At 74.3% G+C, this 22,961-nt stretch carries 21 protein-coding genes and 1 pseudogene; 9 read left to right on the top strand and 13 right to left on the bottom strand.

Features of this window, described 5'->3' with window-relative positions; genetic code table 11:
- The first annotated feature begins 8 nt into the window (after nucleotides 1–8).
- The 3 genes from ABRQ22_RS11345 (at nucleotide 9) to ABRQ22_RS11335 (ending at nucleotide 3,188) form a co-directional block, all read left to right on the top strand.
- Nucleotides 9–1,325 carry an alpha-glucosidase/alpha-galactosidase gene (locus ABRQ22_RS11345; protein ID WP_253054736.1) on the top strand — a complete coding sequence of 439 codons (1,317 nt, stop codon included), beginning with the start codon at nucleotides 9–11 and terminating at the stop codon, nucleotides 1,323–1,325.
- Nucleotides 1,322–2,170, top strand: a complete 849-nt coding sequence (locus ABRQ22_RS11340) for a class II fructose-bisphosphate aldolase (protein ID WP_253054734.1) — start codon at nucleotides 1,322–1,324, stop codon at nucleotides 2,168–2,170. The genes ABRQ22_RS11345 and ABRQ22_RS11340 overlap by 4 nt, the downstream gene beginning before the upstream one ends.
- Nucleotides 2,171–2,252: 82 nt before the next feature.
- Complete coding sequence (locus ABRQ22_RS11335; protein WP_253054732.1) at nucleotides 2,253–3,188, top strand: endo alpha-1,4 polygalactosaminidase; 936 nt, start codon at nucleotides 2,253–2,255, stop codon at nucleotides 3,186–3,188.
- 43 nt (nucleotides 3,189–3,231) lie between these two features.
- Here ABRQ22_RS11335 and hrpA read toward each other — a convergent pair whose 3' ends face one another.
- Nucleotides 3,232–7,746 (bottom strand): ATP-dependent RNA helicase HrpA, encoded by a 4,515-nt coding sequence (gene hrpA, locus ABRQ22_RS11330; protein WP_353709545.1) that lies wholly within the window; start codon nucleotides 7,744–7,746, stop codon nucleotides 3,232–3,234.
- A 314-nt stretch (nucleotides 7,747–8,060) separates the two neighbouring features.
- Here hrpA and ABRQ22_RS11325 point away from each other — a divergent pair, with 314 nt between their 5' ends.
- Entirely contained in the window at nucleotides 8,061–8,348 is a 288-nt protein-coding gene (locus tag ABRQ22_RS11325) for an Arc family DNA-binding protein (RefSeq protein ID WP_353706799.1), read from the top strand.
- Entirely contained in the window at nucleotides 8,345–8,806 is a 462-nt protein-coding gene (locus tag ABRQ22_RS11320) for a type II toxin-antitoxin system VapC family toxin (protein WP_353706798.1), read from the top strand. Before ABRQ22_RS11325 ends, ABRQ22_RS11320 begins: the two co-directional genes overlap by 4 nt.
- On the opposite strand, the gene ABRQ22_RS11315 is transcribed toward ABRQ22_RS11320, so the two are convergent.
- Together ABRQ22_RS11315 and ABRQ22_RS11310 are read right to left on the bottom strand one after the other, a co-directional pair.
- Nucleotides 8,784–9,347: a GNAT family N-acetyltransferase gene (locus ABRQ22_RS11315; protein ID WP_353706797.1), complete on the bottom strand. Its 564-nt coding sequence runs from the start codon at nucleotides 9,345–9,347 to the stop codon at nucleotides 8,784–8,786. The genes ABRQ22_RS11320 and ABRQ22_RS11315 overlap by 23 nt on opposite strands.
- Before the next feature lie 179 nt (nucleotides 9,348–9,526).
- Nucleotides 9,527–10,477: a WYL domain-containing protein gene (locus tag ABRQ22_RS11310; RefSeq protein WP_353706796.1), complete on the bottom strand. Its 951-nt coding sequence runs from the start codon at nucleotides 10,475–10,477 to the stop codon at nucleotides 9,527–9,529.
- A 130-nt stretch (nucleotides 10,478–10,607) separates the two neighbouring features.
- Between ABRQ22_RS11310 and ABRQ22_RS11305 the strand changes: the two genes are divergently transcribed.
- Both ABRQ22_RS11305 and ABRQ22_RS11300 read left to right on the top strand, forming a co-directional pair.
- On the top strand, nucleotides 10,608–11,735 hold the full coding sequence (locus ABRQ22_RS11305) for an epoxide hydrolase (protein WP_353706795.1): 1,128 nt from the start codon (nucleotides 10,608–10,610) through the stop codon (nucleotides 11,733–11,735).
- 105 nt (nucleotides 11,736–11,840) lie between these two features.
- Entirely contained in the window at nucleotides 11,841–12,752 is a 912-nt protein-coding gene (locus tag ABRQ22_RS11300) for a siderophore-interacting protein (protein ID WP_353706794.1), read from the top strand.
- Between the two features lie 35 nt (nucleotides 12,753–12,787).
- On the opposite strand, the gene ABRQ22_RS11295 is transcribed toward ABRQ22_RS11300, so the two are convergent.
- Together ABRQ22_RS11295 and ABRQ22_RS11290 are read right to left on the bottom strand one after the other, a co-directional pair.
- Nucleotides 12,788–13,180, bottom strand: coding sequence for a type II toxin-antitoxin system VapC family toxin (locus tag ABRQ22_RS11295; RefSeq protein WP_353706793.1), 393 nt, complete (start codon nucleotides 13,178–13,180; stop codon nucleotides 12,788–12,790).
- Nucleotides 13,177–13,431: a type II toxin-antitoxin system prevent-host-death family antitoxin gene (locus ABRQ22_RS11290; protein ID WP_253054702.1), complete on the bottom strand. Its 255-nt coding sequence runs from the start codon at nucleotides 13,429–13,431 to the stop codon at nucleotides 13,177–13,179. The genes ABRQ22_RS11295 and ABRQ22_RS11290 overlap by 4 nt, the downstream gene beginning before the upstream one ends.
- A 160-nt stretch (nucleotides 13,432–13,591) precedes the next feature.
- Between ABRQ22_RS11290 and ABRQ22_RS11285 the strand changes: the two genes are divergently transcribed.
- On the top strand, nucleotides 13,592–14,647 hold the full coding sequence (locus ABRQ22_RS11285) for an NAD-dependent epimerase/dehydratase family protein (protein WP_353706792.1): 1,056 nt from the start codon (nucleotides 13,592–13,594) through the stop codon (nucleotides 14,645–14,647).
- A gap of 113 nt (nucleotides 14,648–14,760) precedes the next feature.
- Here ABRQ22_RS11285 and ABRQ22_RS11280 read toward each other — a convergent pair whose 3' ends face one another.
- The 8 genes from ABRQ22_RS11280 to ABRQ22_RS11245 form a co-directional block, all read right to left on the bottom strand.
- Entirely contained in the window at nucleotides 14,761–15,861 is a 1,101-nt protein-coding gene (locus ABRQ22_RS11280; protein WP_253054698.1) for an LLM class flavin-dependent oxidoreductase, read from the bottom strand.
- Nucleotides 15,862–16,085: 224 nt separating this feature from the next.
- The gene (locus tag ABRQ22_RS11275; RefSeq protein WP_204538222.1) at nucleotides 16,086–16,388 is read right to left on the bottom strand and encodes a hypothetical protein; all 303 of its coding nucleotides are present in this window, start codon (nucleotides 16,386–16,388) and stop codon (nucleotides 16,086–16,088) included.
- A gap of 165 nt (nucleotides 16,389–16,553) precedes the next feature.
- Nucleotides 16,554–18,200 carry a phosphatase PAP2 family protein gene (locus tag ABRQ22_RS11270; RefSeq protein WP_353706791.1) on the bottom strand — a complete coding sequence of 549 codons (1,647 nt, stop codon included), beginning with the start codon at nucleotides 18,198–18,200 and terminating at the stop codon, nucleotides 16,554–16,556.
- A gap of 139 nt (nucleotides 18,201–18,339) precedes the next feature.
- Nucleotides 18,340–18,840, bottom strand: a complete 501-nt coding sequence (locus tag ABRQ22_RS11265) for a hypothetical protein (protein ID WP_253054694.1) — start codon at nucleotides 18,838–18,840, stop codon at nucleotides 18,340–18,342.
- A 124-nt stretch (nucleotides 18,841–18,964) separates the two neighbouring features.
- Nucleotides 18,965–19,837 (bottom strand): metal ABC transporter permease, encoded by an 873-nt coding sequence (locus tag ABRQ22_RS11260; protein WP_353706790.1) that lies wholly within the window; start codon nucleotides 19,835–19,837, stop codon nucleotides 18,965–18,967.
- A complete protein-coding gene (locus ABRQ22_RS11255) occupies nucleotides 19,834–20,598 on the bottom strand; it encodes a metal ABC transporter ATP-binding protein (RefSeq protein WP_353706789.1) in 765 nt (254 codons plus the stop codon). The genes ABRQ22_RS11260 and ABRQ22_RS11255 overlap by 4 nt, the downstream gene beginning before the upstream one ends.
- Nucleotides 20,595–21,563: a metal ABC transporter substrate-binding protein gene (locus ABRQ22_RS11250; protein WP_353706788.1), complete on the bottom strand. Its 969-nt coding sequence runs from the start codon at nucleotides 21,561–21,563 to the stop codon at nucleotides 20,595–20,597. Before ABRQ22_RS11250 ends, ABRQ22_RS11255 begins: the two co-directional genes overlap by 4 nt.
- Nucleotides 21,564–21,699: 136 nt before the next feature.
- Nucleotides 21,700–22,500 (bottom strand): IclR family transcriptional regulator, encoded by an 801-nt coding sequence (locus ABRQ22_RS11245; protein WP_353706787.1) that lies wholly within the window; start codon nucleotides 22,498–22,500, stop codon nucleotides 21,700–21,702.
- On the opposite strand from ABRQ22_RS11245, the pseudogene ABRQ22_RS11240 reads away from it, so the two are divergent.
- Nucleotides 22,499–22,885 (top strand): annotated as a pseudogene (locus ABRQ22_RS11240) (helix-turn-helix transcriptional regulator); the annotation flags it as partial. The gene ABRQ22_RS11245 and the pseudogene ABRQ22_RS11240 sit on opposite strands and share 2 nt — an antisense overlap.
- Between the last annotated feature and the right edge of the window lie 76 nt (nucleotides 22,886–22,961).

The raw sequence follows: 22,961 nt of genomic DNA, 5'->3' as shown, positions 1-22,961 counted from the left end.
TCGTCGACATGGTCAGCATCGCGTTCGTCGGCGCCGGGAGCGTCGTCTTCACCCGCCAGCTCGTCGCCGACATCCTGCGCTACCCGGAGCTCGCCGACGCCCGCCTCGTGCTGCACGACATCGACCCCGAGCGGCTCCGCGTCGCCGAGGGCACCGCGCGTCAGGTGAGCCGCCAGCTCGGGGCGTCGGCCACCGTCGAGGCGTACGCCGACCGTCGCCAGGCCCTCGACGGTGCCGACTTCGTCGTCAACATGATCCAGGTCGGCGGCATCGACGCGACGCTGAAGGACCTCGAGATCCCCGCGCGCCACGGACTGCGCCAGACCATCGGCGACACGACCGGCGTCGGTGGCGTGTTCCGCGCGCTGCGCACGTTCCCGGTGCTCGAGGGCATCGCGACCGACATGCGCGAGCTGTGCCCCGAGGCGTGGCTGCTCAACTACACGAACCCGATGGCGATGAACGTGTGGTGGGTCTCCACCGTCGCTCCCGACCTCAAGGTCGCCGGGCTCTGCCACTCCGTCTACTGGACGGCGCACGACCTCGCGGAGCTCGTGGGCGTCCCGGTGGAGGAGACGCGGTACCGGGCCGCGGGCGTCAACCACCAGGCGTGGCTGCTCGAGTGGGAGCACCAGGGCGAGTCGCTGTACCCCCGGCTGCGCGAGACGATCCGCCGCGACCCCGGGCTCGAGCGTCGCGTCCGGGTCGAGATCTTTCGTCGCCTCGGCTACTACCCGACGGAGACGAGCGAGCACTCCTCCGAGTACCTGCCGTGGTTCCTCCGCTCCGACGAGCAGATCGAGCGCTACCGCCTGCAGCCGCTCGAGTACGTCGGCATCAGCCGGGAGAACGTCGCGGAGTTCGAGGCGGCGCGGCGTGCGCTCGCCGCCGGCGAGGACCTCGCGCTCGAGGACGGCGCGAGCGAGTACGCGCCCCAGATCATCCACTCGCTCGTCACCGGGACGCCGCGCGAGGTGCACGTCAACGTCCCCAACCACGGGCTGATCGACAACCTGCCCCAGGGCGCGGTCGTCGAGGTCCCGGCGGCGGTCGACGGCGACGGCCTGCGCCCCGTGCCGATGGGCTCGCTCCCGGCCCAGTGCGCGGCGCTCAACCAGCCGTACGTCTCGGTCGGCGCGCTCACCGTCGAGGCGGCGCGCACCGGCGACCCTCGGCTCGTGCGCCAGGCCGTGCTCATGGACCCGAACGCGTCCTCGACCCTCACCCCCGAGCAGATCTGGGCCCTGTGCGACGAGCTCGTCACGGCGCACGGCGACCTGCTCCCCGAGCCGCTCCGCGCCCTCGTGCCGGCAGGTGCCCTGTGACCCTGGCCGCGACGGGGAACCTCGTCGCTGCGGCGGCGCGCGACGGCGGCGCCGTGCTCGCGTTCAACGTCATCACGCTCGAGCACGCCGAGGGCATCGTCGCCGGCCTCGAGGACGCCGGGGCTCCCGGCATCCTGCAGATCAGCGAGAACGCCGTCCGCTACCACGAGGGTCGCATGACGGCCCTGGTCGCGGCCTGTCGCGAGATCGCCGTCGCGGCACGCGTCCCCGTCTCGCTGCACCTCGACCACGTCCAGGACGTCGACCTCGCGCGTCAGGTCGTCGACCAGGCGTGGCGACTCGGGATCACGTCGATCATGGTCGACGCTGCCCACCTCGACTACGCGGACAACGTCGCCACGACCCGCGACCTCACCCGGTCCGCGCACGACACCACGCTGTGGGTCGAGGCCGAGCTCGGCGAGATCGGCGGCAAGGACGGTGCGCACGCACCCGGCGTGCGGACCGACCCGCACGAGGCGGCGTCCTTCGTCGCCGCGACCGGTGTCGACGGGCTCGCCGTCGCCGTGGGCAGCTCCCACGCCATGACGAGCACGACCGCGGAGCTCGACCTCGACCTCGTCGAGCGGATCGCCGCGGAGGTCCCCGTCCCGCTCGTGCTGCACGGGTCGTCCGGTGTCCCTGCCCCGATGCTGCGCGACGCCGTCGCGCGGGGGATCCGCAAGATCAACGTCGGGACCGCGCTCAACGTCGGCTACACGCGTCAGGTGCGAGACTTCCTCGACGCGCACGACGCCGTCACCGACCCCCGCAAGTACCTCGCCCCGGCGCGGGGGGCCGTGCGCGACGCCGTCGACCGGCTCTGCACGCAGGTGTTCGCCTGACACCTCGGACCGTCCTGCATCTCCTGATCGGCACCCCCACCATGGCGCGCGGGCAGCGCGTCACGACGAGAGGAACGAGCACATGAGACGAACGACGACCGGCCTGGCACTCGGCTCGGCGCTGGTGCTGACCGCGTGCGCGGGCGGCCCCGCCGTCGGCGGCACGAGCCCCGTCCCGGACACGGCGCGCACGACCACGACCGACGCGACGACCGCGGCGCTGGTCGAGCTGCCGCCCACGAGCGGGGTCCTCGACTACCAGCTCGGCGGCGCGTACGACGAGGTCGACGCCGGTTCCGGTCCGGTGACTCCCGACGTCGTGGTGCGCGACGCGACGGCGGCGCCGCTCTCCGGTGCGTACAACGTCTGCTACGTGAACGGCTTCCAGACGCAGCCCGACGACGCCGACCTGTGGCTCGCGCACGAGGACCTGCTGCTGCACGACGCGGACGGCCTGCTCGTCGTCGACCCGGACTGGCCGGACGAGTTCGTGCTCGACCCGTCGACCGCGGCGCAGCGCGACGGGATCCTCGACATCCTCGGTCCGGTGGTCACCGGCTGCGCGGGCGACGGGTTCGACGCGGTCGAGATCGACAACCTCGACACCTGGACCCGGTTCGCCGAGATCGACGAGGCCGGCGCGCACGCGCTCGCCACGGCGTACGTCGACCTCGCGCACGACGCCGGGCTCGCCATCGCGCAGAAGAACGCCGCGGAGATCACGCAGGTCGCGCACGACGACCTCGGCTTCGACTTCGCCGTGACCGAGGAGTGCGCAGTCTGGGACGAGTGCGCCGCGTACACCGACGTGTACGGCGACCACGTGCTGCAGGTCGAGTACCCGGGCCCGCTCGCAGGCGAGGGGCTGACGTTCGCCGACGCGTGCGCCCTGCCCGACCGTGCACCGCTCACCGTGCTGCGCGACCTCTACCTCGTCACGCCCGACACGGACGTGAGCGGGTTCGACCCCGTCGAGGAGACGGGCGAGCCGTACTCGTACGTGTTCGAGACCTGCTGACGGCGAGGCGGCGGGCGGTGCCCGCGCCGTGCGCGGCCTCGTGTCACCAGCCGTCGGGCGTGAGGAGCTTGCGGATGCGCTTCTCGCTCACCGGGCCGTCCGTGCCGAGCTGCTGCGCGAACAGCGACACGCGCAGCTCCTCGACCAGCCACCGGACCTCGGCCAGGTCCGCCGCGCGGACCGGGTCGGCCGAGCCCTGGGCGTAGGCGGCCCGGGCGCGCTGGTACGCCTCCTCGACGTCGTGCACGCGCCACGCGAGCTCGGCGTCGCGGTTCGGGTTCGTCTGCGCCTTCTCCAGCCGGTACGACGCCGCGCGGAGGTAGCGCGTGAGGTGCGGCAGGCGTCGGGGCGGGGTCTGGGACACGAAGCCGTCGTGGATCAGGCCCGCGGCCTGGTCGCGCAGGTCGGTGAGCGTGTTGAGCAGCGCGAGGCTGTTCGACGCGCGGATCTCCGCGTCGAGGTTCCGCGACGCCGTGAGCGCCGCCACGACGTGCCCGACCACCTGGTGCACCTGGTCCTCCAGGTGCGCCCGGACGAACGTCCGCGCCGCCGCGTACGCCTCGCCGTCGTGGATCGCCGTGGCGTCCGGCTGCGTGCCGTACTGCCCGCTGCCCCCGCTCGTCAGTGCGATCACCGCGGCGAGCTGGAGGTCCGCGACGAGCGCGTCCGTGTTCCGGTACGGGCTCGCCGCCATCGTGAGCGACTGCGTCCCGTTCCACCGACTGGTGATCCTGCCGGTCTGCAGCGCCGTCTCCGACAGCAGCAGACGCCGCACACCGCGCGCGTGCTCGCGCGCCTGCGCGGTCGCGTCGGCGAGCACGCGCAGCGCGACGGCCGGCTTCCCCTTCGCGTCCTGCTCCTCGACGACCGCAGGGAACCCCCGCACGACCACCCCACCCCCGAGGTCCGTCGACACGGTGCTGGGCAGCGTCCCGTCAGGGAGGCTTGTGGGCCACGTCGTGAGCCCGCTCTGCTCGGTGATGAGCACGCTCGTGGTCGCGGCAGCGGCAGCGGCAGCGGCAGCGGCAGCGGCTGCCGCGCGCCCGGGCGAGCCGGTCGCCGAGGGTGAGACGGCGCCGTCGGGCCCGATGGCCCGACCACTGGCGGACGGCGAGCCGGACGCGGAGGTGGTGGAGGGGGCGTCGGATGCGAAGGGCGTGGCGGGCCTGGCGGGAGCGCCGTGAGGAACGAGCGGCGCGGATGGTAGCCCGAGCACCGACGCCCCCTCCGCCGCCGGACCCGACCCAGAGACCGACGTTCCCGACCCCGACGCCGCTTCGCGAAGAGCAGCGCCCACCGCGCCCTTGACCGCCGCGCGGACCGCCGCCTGGTTCTGGGCGGCGAGACGGCGCTGGAGGGCGAGGAGGTCCTTCGACTCGTCCAGGACGACGGAGCCGCGACCGCGGGTGTCCTCGACGCGGAACGTCATGCGCAGGTGCGCGGGCAGGCGTGCCTCCTGCTCGGGGCCCCACGCGTCGTCGGGGATGACGACGTCGCGCAGCGCCCGGACGGCGCGCGTGAACGCGACGGGGAACGGCTCGGCCATGTCGCCCGCGCGGGCCATGTCCTCCCAGGCGGGCGTGTGCGCGCGGAGCCAGGCGACGACGTCGCGCGCGACGTCCGGTGCCGGGACGAGCTGGACGCGGACCGGCTTGGGCAGCGAGCGGATCGTCGCCGTGGCGAGCTCGTCGAGCAGGCCCGGCACCATCCAGTCGAACCCGTCGGGGACGACGCGGTTGAGCACGGAGATCGGGACGTGCACGGTCACGCCGTCGGCCTCGGTCCCGGGCTGGAACTGGTAGGTGAGCGGGAGCGTGAGCTCGCCCTGGGGCCAGGTCTCGGGGAACTGCGACGTGTCGACCTGCTCGGCGTCGGGCACGAGCTGTTCGAGCGTGAAGGTGAGCAGGTCGGGGTCGCGGCGCTGCGCCGTCTTCCACCAGCGGTCGAAGTGCGCGGCGGACACCACGTCGTCGGGGACGCGCTCGTCGTAGAAGTCGAACAGCACGTCGTCGTCGACGACGAGCCCGCGCTGGCGCGAGCGCGCCTCGAGCTCCTCCGCCTCGGCGAGGAGCTTCCGGTTGTCGTGGAAGAACCGGTGGTGCGTCGTCCACTCGCCCTGCACGAGCGCGTGCCGCACGAACATCTCGCGCGCGGCCTCGGGGTCGACCTTGGCGTAGAGGACCTTGCGGTCCGCGACGATCGGCACGCCGTACAGCAGCACCTTCTCGGTCGCGATGGCGGCGCCGCGCTTGGTCGACCAGTGCGGCTCGGAGTACGTGCGCCGCGCGAGGTCGCCCGCGAGGTCCTCGGCCCACTCGGGCTGGATCCGGGCGACGTCGCGCGCCCACAGCCGCGACGTCTCGACGAGCTCGCCCGCCATGATCCAGGCCGGCGGCTTCTTGCTCAGCGGCGAGCCGGGGAAGATCGCGAACCGCGCGCCGCGCGCGCCGGTGTACTCGTTGCGCGCCTGCTTCTGCGCGCGCCGCAGCGCCTTGGCACGCGCCTCGCCCTTGAGGTGCGCGACCGACGACGCCTTCACCTCGCCCGTGTCCTGCATCCCGATCTGCGACAGCAGGCCGGACAGGAGCGCCTTGTGGATCGTGTCGCCGTCCCAGGCGCGCTTGTAGGCCTGGCTGTCGGGGGTCGGGTCGGGGGCGGTGGTCGGGTCCGCCGCGACTGCGCCCGAGGTGCTCGGGCTGCCGGCCGCGCCGCGTGCGCGCGGCTTGTACGACATGTCGATGCCGAGGGGCTTGGACATCTCGCGGAGCTGCGCGACGACGTCCTGCCACTCCCGGATGCGTAGGAAGTTGAGGTACTCGGCCTTGCACAGGCGGCGGAAGGCCGACGACGAGAGCTCGTGCTGCTGCTCGCGGACGTACTCCCAGACGTTGAGGTAGGTGAGGAAGTCGGAGTGCGGGTCGGTGAAGCGCGCGTGCGCCTGGTCGGCCTGCGCGCGGACCTCGGCGGGGCGCTCGCGCGGGTCCTGGATCGACATGACGGCGGCGATGATCGCGACCTCGCGCGCGACGCCGAGCCTCGAGCCCTCCCAGATCATGCGGGCGAGGCGCGGGTCCATGGGGAGCTGCGCGAGGACGCGCCCGACCTCGGTGAGGCGCGCGACGCCGTCGGACGTGGCGAGGGCGCCGAGCTCGGTGAGGAGCTGGACGCCGTCGCGCACGGCGCGCGTGTCCGGGGGCTCGACGAACGGGAAGCGGGCAACCTCGTCGGGGGTCTCGACGACGCCGACGGAGATCATCTGGAGCAGCACGGACGCGAGGGAGGTGCGCAGGATCTCCGGCTCGGTGAACTCGGGCCGGGAGGCGAAGTCGTCCTCGGAGTAGAGGCGCACCGCGATGCCGTCGGCGACGCGGCCGGAGCGGCCGGAGCGCTGGTTCGCGCTCGCCTGCGAGACGGGCTCGATGGGCAGGCGCTGGACCTTCGTCGCCTTGGAGTAGCGCGAGATGCGGGCCGTGCCGGGGTCGACGACGTAGTGGATCCCCGGCACGGTGAGCGACGTCTCGGCGACGTTCGTCGCGAGCACGATGCGCCGCGAGGAGTGCGCCTGGAACACGCGGTGCTGCTCGGCCGACGACAGCCGCGCGTACAGCGGCAGGATCTCGACTCGCTGCGGGTGCTTCGGGTCGGTGACGCGGTCCTTGAGGTGGCCGGTGAGCGCGTCGGCGGCGTCGTGGATCTCGCGCTCGCCGGAGAGGAACACGAGGATGTCGCCGTGCCCCTCGCGCATGAGCTCGTCGCACGCGTCGACGATGCCGGTCACGAGGTCCTTCTCCTCGGCGCCCGCGCGGCCCTTCGCCTTCGTGGCGCTTCCGGTGGAGGCGCCGGGGTCGACGTCCGGGGACAGCGGCCGGTACCGGATCTCGACCGGGTAGGTGCGGCCTGACACCTCGACGACGGGCGCGGCGTCGGGCAGCGCGTCGACCACGTACTCCGGCGCGCCGCCGAGCCGGGCGAGGTGCGCGGGGGAGAAGTGCTGCGCGAAGCGCTCGGAGTCGATCGTCGCCGACGTGATGATCAGCTTGAGGTCGGGGCGGCGCGGCAGGAGCCGCGCGAGGTAGCCGAGCAGGAAGTCGATGTTGAGGGACCGCTCGTGCGCCTCGTCGACGATGATCGTGTCGTACGCGAGCAGCTCCGGGTCGCGCTGGATCTGCGCGAGCAGGATGCCGTCCGTCATGACCTTGACGAGCGTGTCCTCGCTGGAGGTGTCGGTGAACCGCACCTGGTACCCGACGACGCCGCCCAGCTCCGTGCCGAGCTCCTCCGCGATGCGCTCGGCGACGGTACGCGCGGCGATGCGGCGGGGCTGCGTGTGCCCGACCTGCCCCGCACGGCCCCGGCCGAGCTCGAGCGCGATCTTGGGGAGCTGCGTCGTCTTCCCGGAGCCCGTCTCGCCCGCGACGATGACGACCTGGTGGTCGCGGATCGCGGCGGCGATGTCCGCGCGTCGGGCACTGACGGGGAGCTGCTCGGGGTACGTGATCGGCGGGACCGTCACGGTCTCGCGCGCCTGCGCGGCCCGCTCGAGCTGCGCGCGGCTCACCTGTCGCGGGCCCGACGTCGCTCGCTCGCCCCGGCTGCGCCGCGCCGTCGTGCCGGTCGTCGGGGTGCCCGACGTCGGGCGGTCGCCCCGCCCGCGGCCGCGGCGGTTCCCGCGGCGCCGACGACCCTCGCGCGGGGTGCCCTCGGCGGCGCCGCCCTGCTGGGGAGGGCGCGCGTCAGGCGGGTTCGCTGCGGGCTCGGTACTCACGACGGTCCATTCTCTCAACCCGCCGCAACTTCATTGCTCCCGAGGGCGGGGCGACCCCGGTGGGCAGTGCTGTCGTTTTGCTAGCGTGGTGTACGGAGGTGGTCGAGATGGCGACGCTGACGATCCGAGGGCTCGACGACGACGTGCGCGAGCGGCTGCGTGCGCGGGCCGCAGAGCACGGCCGGTCGATGGAGGCGGAGATCCGCGCGATCCTCACGTCTGCGGTGACGGCACCGAGCGGGTTGGAACGCGGGCTCGGCACGTTCATCCACAGCTCGTTCGCCGACGCCGGGCTGACGGTCGAGCTCGACCTGCCCCCGCGCTCGGAGCACGGACGCGCCGTCGACTTCTCCGACGAGCCGGGCGGGTCGGAGCGCGAGGTCGCGGACGCGTGATCGTCCTCGACACGAACGTCGTGTCCGAGGCGATCCGCCCGGTACCCGAGGCGCGCGTGCTCCGCTGGCTCGACGCGCAGGCTCCGGAGACGCTGTGGATCACGGCCGTCACCGTCGGCGAGATCGTCCACGGCGTGGCTCGGCTGCCCGAGGGGCGGCGCCGGGACCGCCTCGCCGCGCTCGTCGAGGAGCACGTCACCACGACCTTCTCGGGCCGGGTGCTCGCGTACGACGCCGACGCCGCGCGCGTCGGGGGCACCCTCCTCGCGCTCCGCGAGCGAGCGGGGCGGCCGATGAGCATGGCCGACGCGCAGATCGCCGCGATCTGCCGCGTGCACGACGCGACGCTCGCGACGCGCGACGTGCACGACTTCGACGGCACCGGCGTGGCCGTCGTCGACCCGTGGGGCGCGGGGCCGTCCTGGCCGAGCGCGCTCAGCCGAGCGCGCGGCGCATGACGACGCGCGGCACGCCGCCGCTCACGCCGGTGGTCGGGGCCGCGCGCACGAACCCGGCCCGCTCGAACAGCGCAACGGTACCGACGTACCCGGAGATGACGTCGACGCGCTCGCCGCCCGCGTCGACGGGATAGCCCTCGACCGCGGGCGCGCCGTGTGCTGCGGCGTGCTCGACGGCGCCAGCGAGCAGGTGGTGCATCAGCCCGCGGTGCCGGTAGCCGGCCCGGACGACGAAGCACACCGCGCTCCACGCGTCGAGGTCGTCGACGAACGGGATGGTCCGGGCGTTCATGAGCCGCCGGTACGTGCTGCGCGGCGCGACGGAGCACCAGCCCGCGACCTCGCCGTCGACGTACGCGAGCACGCCCGGCCCCGGCTCGGTCGTGCACAGGTCGGCCATGAAGCCGGGGCGGTCCTCTGCGCTGACCCGGCTGTCGCGGTAGGACATGCACCAGCACCCGCGCACCCCGGCCTTCCGCGGCCCGACCACGGTGGCGAAGTCGTCGTAGCGCCCGACGGCGGAGCGCGCCTCCACGTCCATCCCCCACACGCTAGGCGCGCCCGCCCCAGCGGGCGAGCGCCGCCGTCGGACCCCGCCCAGGACCGACCGGCGCCGAGAACGACCCCACCCGCCGTCGAGCACGACCTGAAGGACGGAAAGCGCCCGAGAACGACCCTCATGTCGTGTTCGGCGACCGACCGGGGGCCCGGGGCCGGGGGTCAGGGCGGGGTGGCGTGGGTGTAGCGGGTTGCGAGGGTGCGGACGTGGTCGACGAGGGCCTGCGGCTCCGTCACGTGGAAGTCGAGGCCGAGCATGCCGACCCACACCGCGACGACCTCGACGCTGTCGCCGCCGGTGACGAGGACGCAGCGGTCGTCGTCGAGCGGCTCGACCGTGCCGACCGTCGGGTTGATGCGCCGCAGGACCTCCTCGGCCGGGGCGTCCACGACGATCCGGGCGTGGACCGCCCATCCCGTGCGCGCGACCTCCCGCACGACGAACTCCGTCATGTCCCCGGGGAAGCTCACCGGCGTGAACCGCCGCCCACCGGGGACGCGCAGCACCAGCCAGTCGACGCGGTACGGAGCCCACGCACCCGTCGTCGGGTCGCGCGCGACGAGGAACCAGCGGCGCTGCCACGCGACGAGGCGGTACGGCTCGAGCTCGACCGGCTCGTCCTGGTAGAAGCAGCGCAGGCCCTGGTGGTCGCGCACGGCGTCGGCGAGGGCGGTCAGCGTGTCCGGGTCGACGACCGGGTCCTCGACGTTCGAGTCGGTGTTCGCGGGGCCGGCGGCGCTCGCGGACCGCAGCGCGGAGAGCCGACGGCGCAGGCGGTCGGGCATGACCTGCTCGAGCTTCGCGAGCGCGGACGCCCCGGACTCCTCGAAGCCCGCGGTGCCGGTCGCGGCTCGCAGCCCGACGGCGACCGCGACGGCCTCGGCGTCGTCGAGCAGGAGCGGGGGGAGTCGTGCACCCGCCCCCAGCCGGTACCGGCCGCCCGGGCCGCGCACGGCGTCGACGGGGTAGCCGAGCTCGCGCAGCCGGGCGACGTCGTTGCGGACGGTGCGGTCGGTGACGTCGAGCCGGGCGGCGAGGTCGGCGCCCGACCAGTCGGGACGAGACTGGAGCAGCCCGAGCAGCGCGAGCGTGCGGGCGGAGGTGGAAGCCACGAGGTCCCTCCGAGGGGCCGCCGGAAGAAAGTCGGAACCAGGTCAGAATAGCGGAAGAAAACGTTCCGGAACCCTGCATAACGTCGGTAGCAGAGCAGGGCACGAGGCCCGCTCCGACCGAGGAGGCATCATGAGCAGCACCACCCTCGAGCACCGCCCGTTCTCCGTCGCCGTCCCGCAGGCCGACCTGGACGACCTGCGCGAGCGGCTCGAGCGGACCCGTTTCGCGCCGGCCGCCCCCGGCGACTCCTGGGACTACGGCACGCCCGAGTCCTACCTGCGCGACATGGTCGGGCGCTGGACGGCGTTCGACTGGCGCGCCGTCGAGGACCGGGTCAACGCCTACCCGGGCTTCCGCACCGAGATCGACGGCCAGCCGATCCACTACCTGCACGTGCGCTCGCAGCACGAGGACGCGACCCCGCTGCTGCTCGCGCACTCGTACCCCGGGTCGTTCCTCGACTTCCTCGACATGATCGACCCGCTCGTCGACCCCGTCGCGCACGGCGGCCGCCCCGAGGACGCGTTCCACCTCGTGATCCCGTCCATGCCGGGCTTCGGGTTCTCCACGCCCGTCGTCGGCGACACCGACTGGACCATGGCGCGCGTCGCCCGGGCCTACGACGCGCTCATGCGCGACCTCGGCTACGCGTCCTACGGCATCCACGGCAGCGACGGCGGGGCGATGGTCTCGCGCGAGCTCGCGGTCCTCGACCCCGAGGGCTTCCGCGGCGCGCACGTGCTCCAGCTCTTCTCCTTCCCGTCCGGTGCGCCGGGCGAGATGGACGGCTTCGGGGAGAAGGAGTACGCGGCGCTCGGCCACCTCCAGTGGTTCCAGTCCGTGGGCGCCTACAACACGATGAACGCGTCCCGGCCGCAGACCATGGCCGCGGGCCTCGCCGACTCGCCCGTCGCCGTCCTCGCGTACCACGAGCTGTTCGAGAGCTTCGGCAACGGGACGAGCCTCGTGAGCGCCGACCAGGTGCTCGCGCAGGCGACGCTCTACTGGCTCACCAACTCCTACGCGACCGCCGCGCGCTACCACTACGCGGAGCAGCGCTCCGGTGCCGAGCCGGTCGTGAGCCAGGGCCGGATCGGCGTCGCCGTCTTCCGGGACGACTTCCAGACGATCCGCGCCTTCGCCGAGCGCGACAACGCCCGGATCGAGCACTGGTCCGAGTTCCCGCGCGGCGGCCACTACGCCTCGCTCGAGGTCCCGCAGGACGTCGTCGCCGACCTCCGGGTGTTCTTCGCCTGACGCCCCTGATCGTCGAGAACGGGGTGACGCGCCCTCGACCACGACGTTGCTGTCGTTTTCGCCCGGACAACGACAGCAACGTCGTGCTCGGCGCAGAATGGGGCGGTGTTCGACCGACCTGTGACCCGCCTCGACCTCGTCCCGCGCCGCGTCCGGGTGCACGCCGTCCGGGAGATGTCCGGCGCGCTGCGGCGCATCACGTTCCGCGACGCCGTCCCGGCTATGGACGGCGGCGGACGGGCGGCCGGGACCGGCGCCGGCGGCTCGCGCGCGGTGTCGCTCGCGACGCTGCGCGCCCCGGGCCCGGACGACCACGTCAAGGTCTTCCTGCCCGACCCGGCGAGCGGAGTGCTGCACGCCCCGACCCTGACGGCGGACGGCGCGCTCCAGCGCCCGACCGGCGTCGTGTCGATCTCGCGCGAGCTGACCGTGCGGGCGACGCGGACGGTCGACGGGGTCGCGGAGGTCGACGTCGACTGGGTGCTGCACGGCGGCGACGCCCCGGGCGTGCCGCCCACCGGCGAGGGTGGTCCGGCGTCGGCCTGGGCTGCGGGCGCCGACGTCGGCGACGAGGTCGTGCTCGCGGGCCCGACGACGAGCCGCGGCGTGCCCGACGGCGTCGCCCGGCTGCTGCTCGTCGGGGACGAGACGGGGCTGCCCGCGCTCGCCCGGTGGGTCGACGCCGTCGGGACGGACGTGCCGGTGACGGCGATCGTCGAGATCGGCGACGACGTGGACGAGGCGTTCGTCGAGGACGAGCTCGGTCGAGCGACGCTCGAGATCCTCTACCGCACGGACGGTCCCGGCCAGCTCGCCGAGGCCGTGCGGGCGATCGGCCCGCTCGACGCCGACGAGTACGTGTTCGGCGCCGGAGAGGCGACCGACCTCGTCCCGGTGCGTCGCGACCTACGACGGACGGGGGCGCGGCCCGACCAGGTCGAGGTGCACGGCTACTGGCGCCGCGGCGTCGTCAACCTCGACCCCGACGCACCCCTGGACCCGACCGACCCCGACTGAGCGTCGGCCGGTGCGCGAGCGCACCTGGGTCCGGGTCAGGCGCCGCGTAGCACGTCCACGGCGAGCCCGCGCCCGGCGACGGCGAGCCGCGCGTCGTTCGTCCACAGGGCGGTGCACCCGTGCACCTGCGCGACGGCGAGGTGGAGTGCGTCAGGCGTGCGGAGCGACGAGGTGGCGCGGAGACGCGTGGCACGCTCGAAGACGGTCGCGTCGAGCGGCACCTCGGCGAACAGCCCGAGTGCCGCGCGGTACCGGTCCTCGAGCTCGACGTCCCCGGACCGGAGCGGCCCGACGAGGCACTCGAGCCGGACCAGCGGGCTGATCGCGAACTCCTCCTCGCCGTGCCGGGCGAGCAGCCCGCGGACGTGGGACCCGCGCTCCGCGTCCTCGACCAGGTAGATCACGAGACACGAGTCGAGGTAGATCACTCCCAGCCCTCGCGCTCGGCCTCGATCCCGGCGTCGACCTGCTCCGCGGGGCGGATCGAGCGCGTGGACGGCGGATGGTCGTCGAGCCACTCGACGATCGCCGCGCCCGTGCCGTGCGCGAGGTCCGCGCGGACCGGCACGAGCCGGACCAGCGGGACGCCGCGGCGGGCGATGACCACGTCCTCTCCGGCCGCGGCGCGGTTCACGAGCTGGGAGAGGTTGTTCTTGGCCTCGAGCACGTTGACCTGCACGGTGCCTCCTTGGTGTCGGGCGTCATGGCCAGGATACCTGGCCAGGTGGGCCAGGCGGGGACCCAGGTCGAGAAGGATCTGTCCGAGCGCGCGTGCCTCCGGCCGTCTGCCCGCGGCGAAACCGCCTGCGGGCGAGTCGACGACACACCAGAGTGGGTCCATGACCCGACTCCTGGTCCTCGGCGGCTCCGACTTCGTGGGACGTGCCGTCGTCGACGACGCGCTCGCCCGCGGCTGGGACGTGACCGTCCTCAACCGCGGCAGCACGCCCGTGCCCGACGGCGTCCGACAGCTCGTGGGGGACCGCACCCGGGCGGACGGCCTGGATGCGCTGCGGGCCGGCGACGTCCCGCAGACGTGGGACGTCGTGGTGGACACGTGGTCGTGGGCCCCCGCGGCGGTCCGCGACGCCGCGCGGCTGCTCGCCGGCAGGATCCCCGGCGACAGCCGGTACGTCTACGTGTCGTCGCGCTCGGTGTACCCGTTCCCGACGCCCCGCGGAGCCGACGAGACGGCGTCGGTCGTCGACGGCGACCCGGACGACACGAGCCACGACGACTACGCCCGCGCGAAGCGGGGGGCGGAGATCGCCGCCGTCGACGCGCTCCGCGACCGGGCGGTCCTGCTGCGCGCGGGGCTGATCCTCGGCCCGCGCGAGAACGTCGGGCGGCTGCCGTGGTGGCTCCGGCGCGTCGCGCGGGGCGGGCCCGTGCTCGCGCCCGGTCCGGAGGACCTGCCGCTGCAGTACGTCGACGCGCGCGACCTCGCGGCGTTCGCGCTGGATGCGGCGCTCGCGGGCGCGTCGGGACCGGTCGACGTCGTCAGCGCACCGGGCCACACGACGACGGGCGAGCTGCTCGCGGCGTGCGTCGAGGCGACGGCGGACGACGCGGCGGCGGCCGGGAACCCGCCCGCCGAGCTCGTGTGGGTCGAGCCGGAGGCCGTGCTCGCGGCAGGCATCGAGCCGTGGAGCCAGCTCCCGGTGTGGCTCCCACCGGGCGAGCTGCACGACGCGCTCCACGGCTCCGACACCTCGCGCGCGTACGCCCTCGGGCTCCACCCCCGGGACGTGCGCGAGACCGTGCGCGACACCTGGGCGTGGCTCCGCGAACTCGACGTCGCGGGCGAGGCGACGCCGCAGCGCGCGGACCGCCCCGCCGTCGGCCTCCCGCCGGACCTCGAGGCCGCCGCCCTCCGCGCAGCCGCCACCGGCTGACCCGCCGACCCCGCCGACCCGCCCGCCGTCGAACACGACATGGAGGACGCTTTCGACCGGATAACGACCCTCATGTCGTGTTCGGCGCGGGGTTGGGGGCCGGGGCGGGCGGCTCAGGAGTCTGCGAGGAGCTCGCGGACGCGCGGGATGACCTGGGTGCCGTAGAGCTCGATGCTGCGGAGCATCGTCGCGTGCGGCAGCGTGCCGGTCGAGTACTTGAGGTCGAACCGGCCCGCGCCCAGGAGGCGGACGGTGCGGGCGATCTTGCGCGCGACCGTCTCGGGCGAGCCGACGTAGAGCGAGCCGTCGCGCACGTCGTGGGCGAAGCGTCCGCGGTGGTAGGCGGGCCAGCCGCGCTCGCGGCCGATCCGGTTGTTCATCGCCGCGAAGTGCTCGTAGACCTCCTCCTGCGCCTGCTCGTCGGTGTCGGCGACGTGGCCGGGCGAGTGCACGCCGACCGGCAGCACCGGGTTGCCGAGCTCCTCGACGGCGCGGTGGTAGAGGTCCACGTACGGGCGGAACCGCTCGGGCTCGCCACCGATGATCGCGAGCATGAGGCCCAGGCCGTGCCGTGCGGTCCGCACGACCGACTCGGGCGACCCGCCCACGCCGACCCAGGTCCGCAGCCGGCCGCTCTCCGTCTTGGGCCAGACCTCCTGGTCGGCGAGCCCGGCGCGCGTCGTGCCCGACCACGTGACGGGGCCCTCGTCGAGCAGGTGGACGAACAGGTCGAGCTTCTCCTCGAACAGCACCTCGTAGTCCGCGAGGTCGTAGCCGAACAGCGGGAACGACTCGATGAACGACCCGCGCCCCAGGATCACCTCCGCGCGTCCGCCGGAGAGCGCGTCGAGCGTCGAGAAGCGCTCGAAGACGCGCACCGGGTCGTCGGAGCTGAGCACGGTCACCGCGGACCCGAGCCGGATCCGCGAGGTCCGGGTCGCGATGCCGGCGAGCACGACCTCCGGTGCGCTGATCGCGAAGTCCGCGCGGTGGTGCTCGCCCACGCCGAAGAAGTCGACCCCGACCTCGTCCGCGAGGACCGCCTCCTCGACGACGTCGCGGATCGTGCGCGCCCCGCTGAGCAGCGCGCCGTCGGGACCGGCGGTCACGTCGCCGAACGTGTCGAGGCCGAGCTCGACCGTCGTGGGGTCCGACGGCGGTCCGGCGGTGGTGCTCTCGGGTCCGGTGGGGGTCGGGGGAGTCGTGTCGGTCATCGTCTGCTCCTGCGGTCGGTCGACCGTCGGCGGACCGGTGCTCTCACCGGCGGCGCGGTCGTGCGCCGTCTCAACGGTGCCCGGCCGTGGGATCTTCCGCGACCGGGCAGCGTGCCGGGTGGACGGGCCCGGAGCAGTCCGTGGGCGCGCGGATCACGACGACGGCCGCCGCCCCGGGTGGGACGACGGCCGTCGGACGGTGCGCCGGCAGCGGCGCGGCGACGTCAGTACGTCGAGGTCACGGCGCCGTTCGCGACGAGCGCGGCGATCGCGACGATGTAGATGATCGTCCCGATGGCGCCGAGCACCGTGAAGATGATGCTGAGGATGAGGCCCCACTTGGCGAGCTGGTTGTCGAAGCCCGCCTCCTTGCTCTTCTTGCGCGCGATCGCGCTGACGACGATGCCCGCGATGGCGAAGACGAACGCGAGCACGAAGCCCACGATGCCGAGGGTCTTGCCCGGGTCCTCGATCGGGGCGGCGTAGCCGGCGGGGGCCTGGGGGGCGGCGGGGTACTGCTGGGCCATGGTTGTTCTGCTTTCTGGGTGGGCCGTCGAGGCCAGGTCCTGAGGATGCGCGGACGGGCCGTCCGCGGGTGCGGGGCTCATTGTGGGCCATGTCGTGTGTGTCTGAACAGGGGGAGTTCTCCCCGATGTCCGTGAAAGGCAGACAAATAGTACGGATCAGGCGCGCTACCCGGCGGTCGGGTCGCTCGGCGCGTAGAGGCGCACCGCGCCGGGCCGCATGGTGAGACGGACGGTCACCGGCTCGGCGTCCGCGACCGCGTCGAGCGCGAGCGTCTCGCCGTCGTGCGCGAGCACGACGGGCGGCGACCCGGCGGCCGTGGGCGAGGTCCCGTCGTCGGGCGCGGACCTGCCCGGGCCGACGACCGCGCCCCGGGCGGGGAACCGGAGCTCGAGCGCCGGGACGGTCGTCGCGTCGACCACGAGGTGCCGACGCACACCGGGCACCCGCCGCGCGAGGCGCGTCCCCGTGTCGCCCGCCGCGACCTCGAGGAACGTGCGCAGCCGGCTCGCGCGTCGCTCGGCGCGGGCGGTGCGGACGTCCAGCACCCCGTCGTCGAGCCGGCGCCGTTCGACCGGGGCGAGGCTCTGCGGGAAGTAGCGGTTGACCCCCGCGAAGAGCGACCAGTACTCGCCCTCGTGCCCGTCCACCTCCATCCGCACACGGTGGGCCCGCCGCAGGACCCGTGCCGCGGCCAGGACTGCCGCCGGCCACTTGCCCAGACGGTGCTCGTGCTTCTCGCGCTCCGTGACGAGCTCCGGGTAGACGCCCGCCGAGAAGGTGTTGAGCACGGTCCGTGGCGGTCCGTCCTGCCCGTCGACCTCGAGGTCCGCGACATCGATCGTCACGCCGGATCCTGTGCGGACGGCGGCCGCCGTCGCGCTCATCGAGGTGAGGTCGGCGGCCCGGGCGAAGTGGTTCAGCGTGCCCCCGGGGAAGACGGCGAGGGGGAGGTCGTGCGCGCGGGCCGCCGCCGCGGCCGTGGAGACGGTGCCGTCGCCGCCGCTGATGCCGAGCGCCCGGACGCCCCTGCCGGCGGCGTCGTCGAAGACGCGCCGGAGGTCGTCGCCCTCGCCGAGCACGTGCACCTCGGCGCGGGGCAGGCCCTCGCGCAGCGCCACGAGCGGGTCCTCCTTGAGCAGACGACCCGACCCCGCCGCCGGGTTCACGACGACGAACAGCCCCACCCCGTCGTCGAGCGCAGGGACGACGGCGGGCGGTCCCGCGGGCACGTCGGGGCCACGCTCGGCTCGGTCGGGGACGAGCGCCCGGCCGACGAGGGCGACCCCGGCTCCGAGCGCGGCGCCCGCGGCGACGTCGGAGAACCAGTGCGAGCCGGTGTGGAGGCGCGAGTACGTCACCGCGCCCGCGAGCGGCGCGAGGGCGAGGCCCAGCGTGGGCCACACGGTGGCGACGCCCGTGACGAACGCCGCCGCCGACGCCGAGTGGCCGGAGGGGAACGACGGCGACGTCGGCGGGTCGGCGAGCCGTCGCCACAGCGGCAGCGGCTCGAGCGAGGGTCGCTCGCCGCCGAACACGGTCTTGCCGACGACGTTGGCCAGGAGGCTCGAGACGAGCAGCGAGCCGTAGCCGCGCAGCGCCGCCTCGCGCCCGCGCCGGCCCGTCGCGGCGATGCCCAGGGCCGCCCCGGCCCACAGGACGCTGTGGTCGGCCGCGGCGGACAGCCGCGAGAGCGCGGCGTCGGCGCGGGGGCCGAGCGCGCGGCGGTTGGTCCAGTCGTTGACCGCGCGGTCGAGCCGGGCGACCCCGGGGAACGCCTCGTGCGGCTTGACGATCCCGGTGACGCGCGGCATCCCGCCATCGTAGGAAGCCGCGCGACGGACCGCGCGGCGGCGGTCGGCACCCCGAGATCGACCCCACCGTCACGTGATCGACCCACCGAGGGTCGATCTCGTCCGTGCGGGTCGATCTCGCGAGGGGACGGGAGGCGGGTCAGACCCCGGCGCGGCTCGTCTCGCCGCGGAGCACGTCGATGTGGGCCTGCAGCCGCTCGAGCGCGACGGCGACGCCCTCGCCCGCGTCGTGCGCGAGGTCCGTCACGTGGCGCAGCTGCGCAGACGCCGCGTCGAGGGCGACCTGCGCGTCGGCCAGCGCGACGGCGGCCCGGCCGTCCGCGGCCTCGTCGCCGTCGGTCGCGCGGTCGAGCGCGGAGCGGGCCTCGTCCGTCGCGGCCTGGACCGACTCGACGGCGTCGAGCACGTCGTTGCGGAGGACGGGGTGCAGGGCGGGGAGCTGGGCGTGGACCCGGTCGAGGTCGTCGCCGATGGTCTCGGTCTGCACCTGCGCGTCCGCGATGAGCTGCTGGACCTCCGCGGCGTTCGCCGAGGCGCACATCGGGAGCATCATGGCCAGCGCGAGCAGGCTCGCCGCGGCGAACCGGGCTGACGTGCGCGTGCGCTGCGGCGTCGTGGGCTCGCTCGTCCTCGCTGACATGGCACCTAGTCTCCCGGTCGAACCTGAGAAGAGCCAGGGAATCGTGGGCGAATTCATGGAGATTTCGCACACAGCGCACGTGGGCGACACGTCCGGAACGGCGCGGGGTGCGCCGAGCGCGAGGTCAGACCCGGACGAGGCGGCGGCGCCGGGCGGCGGCCGCTCGCGTCCCGATCAGTCCGTGGCGCGGGCTGAACAGGTAGGCGAGGGCGAACGCGACGCCCAGCGCGACGACGACCGTGCCACCCGAGGCCGTGTCGAGGTAGTAGCTCACGTAGATGCCGACGACCCCGCACACGGCCGCCACGAGCGGCGAGATCCACAGCATCCGCGAGAACCGGTCGGTGAGGAGGTAGGCCGTCGCGCCGGGCGTGATGAGCAGCGCGACCACGAGCACGACGCCGACCGCCTGGAGCGCGACGACGACGGTCAGCGCGAGCAGGCCGAGCAGCAGCGCGCCGAGCCGTCGCGGGGACAGCCCGATCGCGTGCGCGTGCGTGGGGTCGAACGCGTAGAGCGTGAGGTCGCGCCGCTTGAGCACGACGACCGCGAGCGTCACCGCGCCGAGCGCGAGCACCTGGAGCAGGTCCGCGCGCGACACCCCGAGCAGGTTGCCGAAGAGGATGTGGTTGAGGTCCGTCTGGCTCGGCGTCACGGAGATGAGGACGAGGCCGAGCGCGAACAGCGTCGTGAACACGACCCCGATCGCGGCGTCCTCCTTGACGCGGGACGTGTCGCGCACCGCGCCGATGAGCAGCACCGCGAGCAGCCCGAAGACGAGCGCGCCGAGCGCGAACGGCGCGCCCACCACGTAGGCGAGCACGACGCCGGGCAGCACGGCGTGCGAGACGGCGTCGCCCATGAGGGACCAGCCCACGAGCACGAGCCAGCACGACAGGACGCCGCACACGATCCCGGCGGTCACCGTGACGGCGAGCGCGGTGCGCAGGAACTCGAACGACAGGGGCTCCAGGAGGGTGGCGAGGAGGTCGGTCACGGGGCCACCTCCACGCCGAACGCGAGCGCGAGGTTCTCGGGCCGCAGGACCTCCGCGGGCGTCGAGTGCAGCAGGACCCGCTGCTGGAGCAGCACGGCCTCGTCCGCGAGCTCGGGCAGCGCGTGCAGGTCGTGGGTCGAGACGAGGACGGTCGCCCCGTCGGCCGCGAGCTCGCGCAGCAGCGTGGTGATGGTCGCCTCCGTGCGCTTGTCCACACCGGCGAACGGCTCGTCGAGCAGGAGGATCGTCGCGCCCTGCGCGAGCCCCCGGGCCACGAACGCGCGCTTGCGCTGCCCGCCCGAGAGCGCGCCGATCTGCCGGTCGGCCAGGTCGGTGAGCTCGACGCGCGCGAGCGCGTGCTCGACCGCCTCCCGGTCCGCGGGCCGCGTGCGCCGCGTGAAGCCCTGGTAGCCGTAGCGGCCCGTCATGACGACGTCGCGCACGCTCAGCGGGAACGCCCAGTCGACGTCCTCGCTCTGCGGCACGTACCCCACGGCCTGGGCGCGCCGGGCGCGGGCCGGGGGTGCGCCGTCGACCAGGACCGTGCCGCGGTCCGGGCGGACCATGCCCATGACCGCCTTGAACAACGTCGACTTGCCCGAGCCGTTCATGCCCACGAGCCCGCACACCGTCCCCGGCCCGTGCGCGGACCCCAGGGCGAGGGTCGCGCCGTCGAGCGCGAGGACGTCGTCGTAGTGGACGGTGAGGTCGCGCACGTCGATCGCGGGCGTGCCCGACGGCGTCTGCCCGCCCGCGGTCACGCGTCAACGCCCGCGGTGGTGCCGGTGAGGCCCGCGACGATGGTCTCGGTGTCGTGGCGCAGGAGGTCGAGATAGGTCGGCACGGGGCCGTCGGGCGCGGAGAGGGAGTCGACGTAGAGCGTCCCGCCGAAGGCCGCGCCGGACTCGCGCGCGACCTGCTGCATCGCGTCGTCGGAGACGGTGGACTCGCAGAACACGGCCGGGACGTCGTGCTGCTCGACGAACTCGATGGCGCCGACGACCGACTGCGGCGTCGCCTGCTGCTCGGCGTTGACCGCCCACAGGTACTTCTCCGCCAGCCCGGCGTCGCGCGCGAGGTAGGGGAACGCGCCCTCGCACGTGACGAGCGCGCGGTGGCCCTCGGGCAGCGTGTCGAGCGCGGTCGTGAGCTCGTCGTGCACGGCGGCGAGCTCGGCGGAGTAGGCCGCGGCGTTCGCCGCGTAGTCGTCGGCGTGGGCCGGGTCGAGCTCCGCGAACGCGTCGGCCATGTTCTGCACGTAGACCTGCGCGTTCACGGGCGACATCCAGGCGTGCGGGTTCTCCTTGCCCTGGTACTCCTCGGCGGTGTCGTCGCCCAGCGCGATGGGCTCGACGCCCTCGCTGACGACGACGTGCGGCACGTCCAGCCCGTCGACGAACCGCCCGAACCACGCCTCGAGCCCCATGCCGTTGTCGAGGATCAGGTCGGCGTCCGCGGCCTTGCGGACGTCGCCGGGCGTCGGCTCGTAGCCGTGGATCTCCGCGCCGACCTTCGTGATCGACTCGACGCGCAGGTGGTCGCCCGCCACGTTCTGCGCCATGTCCGCGAGCACGGTGAACGTCGTGAGCACGACGGGCCGGCCGTCGTCGGGCGGGGCCGACCCCGCGTCCGTGGCGCTCGAGCAGCCGCTCAGCGTCGCTGCGGCGAGGACCGCGACGGCTGCGGCAGCACGACCTGCGGACCTCCGCGTGAAAAAGTTCGGCATACCGAAAAATCTAGTCGGGACGTCGGCCGTGCGCAACGTCGTCGGCGTCCCCTCGCGAGGTAGAGCCCTGGTCCCGCGAGGTAGAGCCCTGGTTCAGCGAGAAGAAGACCAGAGCTCTAGCTCGGCAGACCGGGCTCTACCTCGGGGCGGTCGGGCCGGACGGGCGGGTCGAGGTGGCGCGGGCGCCGAGGCGGCGGCTGACCTCGGTGGCGGCGCGTCCGACGGCGGCGGCGAGCTCGGCACGGCGGGCGGGTGGGGCGTCGTCGGCCCAGAACGTGAGGGCGATGCCGGCGACGGGGAGGCCGGTGTGGTCCACCGCCGCGTGGGCGACGGACGCGAGGCCGGGGGTGACCTCGCCGTCCTCCTCGGCCCAGCCGCGCCGGCGGACGCCGCGCAGGACCTCGCGCAGCGCGCCGAGGGTCTGCGGCCCGACGCCGGTCCGGTCGGCGAACGCGGCGGCGCTGGGGAAGAGGGCGCGCACCTGGGCGGCGGGCAGCCCGGCGAGGACGGCGCGCCCGCTCGCGGTGAGGTGGGCGGGGAGACGGACGTCGACGTCGGTCACGAGCGTGGGGCGGCGCGGCGCGCGCTGCTCGACGAGGTAGAGCACCTCGCGCCCGTTGAGGACGGCGAGGTGGGCGCTCTCGCCCGTGGACTCGACGAGGCGCGCGACGACGGGCCGCGCGAGCCGGGCGAGCGGTGCCTGGCGCGCGTACGCGGAGCCGAGCGCGAGCGACGCCGTCCCGAGCCCGTACCGGTGCTCCTCGGGGAGGTGCGTCACGAACCCCTCGTCCACGAGGACGGACAGCAGGTGGTACACGGTCGACCGGGGGAGCCCGAGGCCCTGCGCGACGGCGGCCGCGGGCGACGGGCCGGCCTGCGCGGCGAGGTAGGTGAGCACGCGGACGGCCTGGCGCGCGGCGGGCACGTCGCTCGGCATGAGGACCACGGTAGGGCCGTGGCACGATCGAGGCGTGACGACCGTGCCCGACGACCAGCGCCTGCGCGACCTCGCGCGGCTGCGGCGCGTGCGGGACCGGATCGACCGCGAGTACGCGCAGCCGCTCGACGTCGCGGCGCTCGCGGCCGGTGTGCACGTCTCGGCCGGGCACCTGAGCCGCGAGTTCAAGGCCGCGTACGGGGAGTCGGTGTACGCGTACCTCATGACGCGACGCATCGAGCGGGCGAAGGCGCTGCTGCGCCGCGGCGACCTGAGCGTCACGGACGTGTGCTTCGCCGTCGGGTGCTCGTCGCTGGGGACCTTCAGCACGCGGTTCACGGAGCTCGTGGGCGTGCCGCCGAGCGTCTACCGGCGCCGCGCGGCGGAGGCCGACGCCGCGTCTCCCGCGCCCGTGGAGTCCCGGACGGCCGCGGCGGGCGCGTCGCGCGGGGCCGGCACCG

Source organism: Cellulosimicrobium sp. ES-005 (assembly GCF_040448685.1).
Taxonomy (GTDB): Bacteria; Actinomycetota; Actinomycetes; order Actinomycetales; family Cellulomonadaceae; genus Cellulosimicrobium; species Cellulosimicrobium cellulans_G.
The sequence above is the reverse complement of the archived record's forward strand: the minus strand, read 5'-3'. Positions and strand labels throughout refer to the sequence as shown.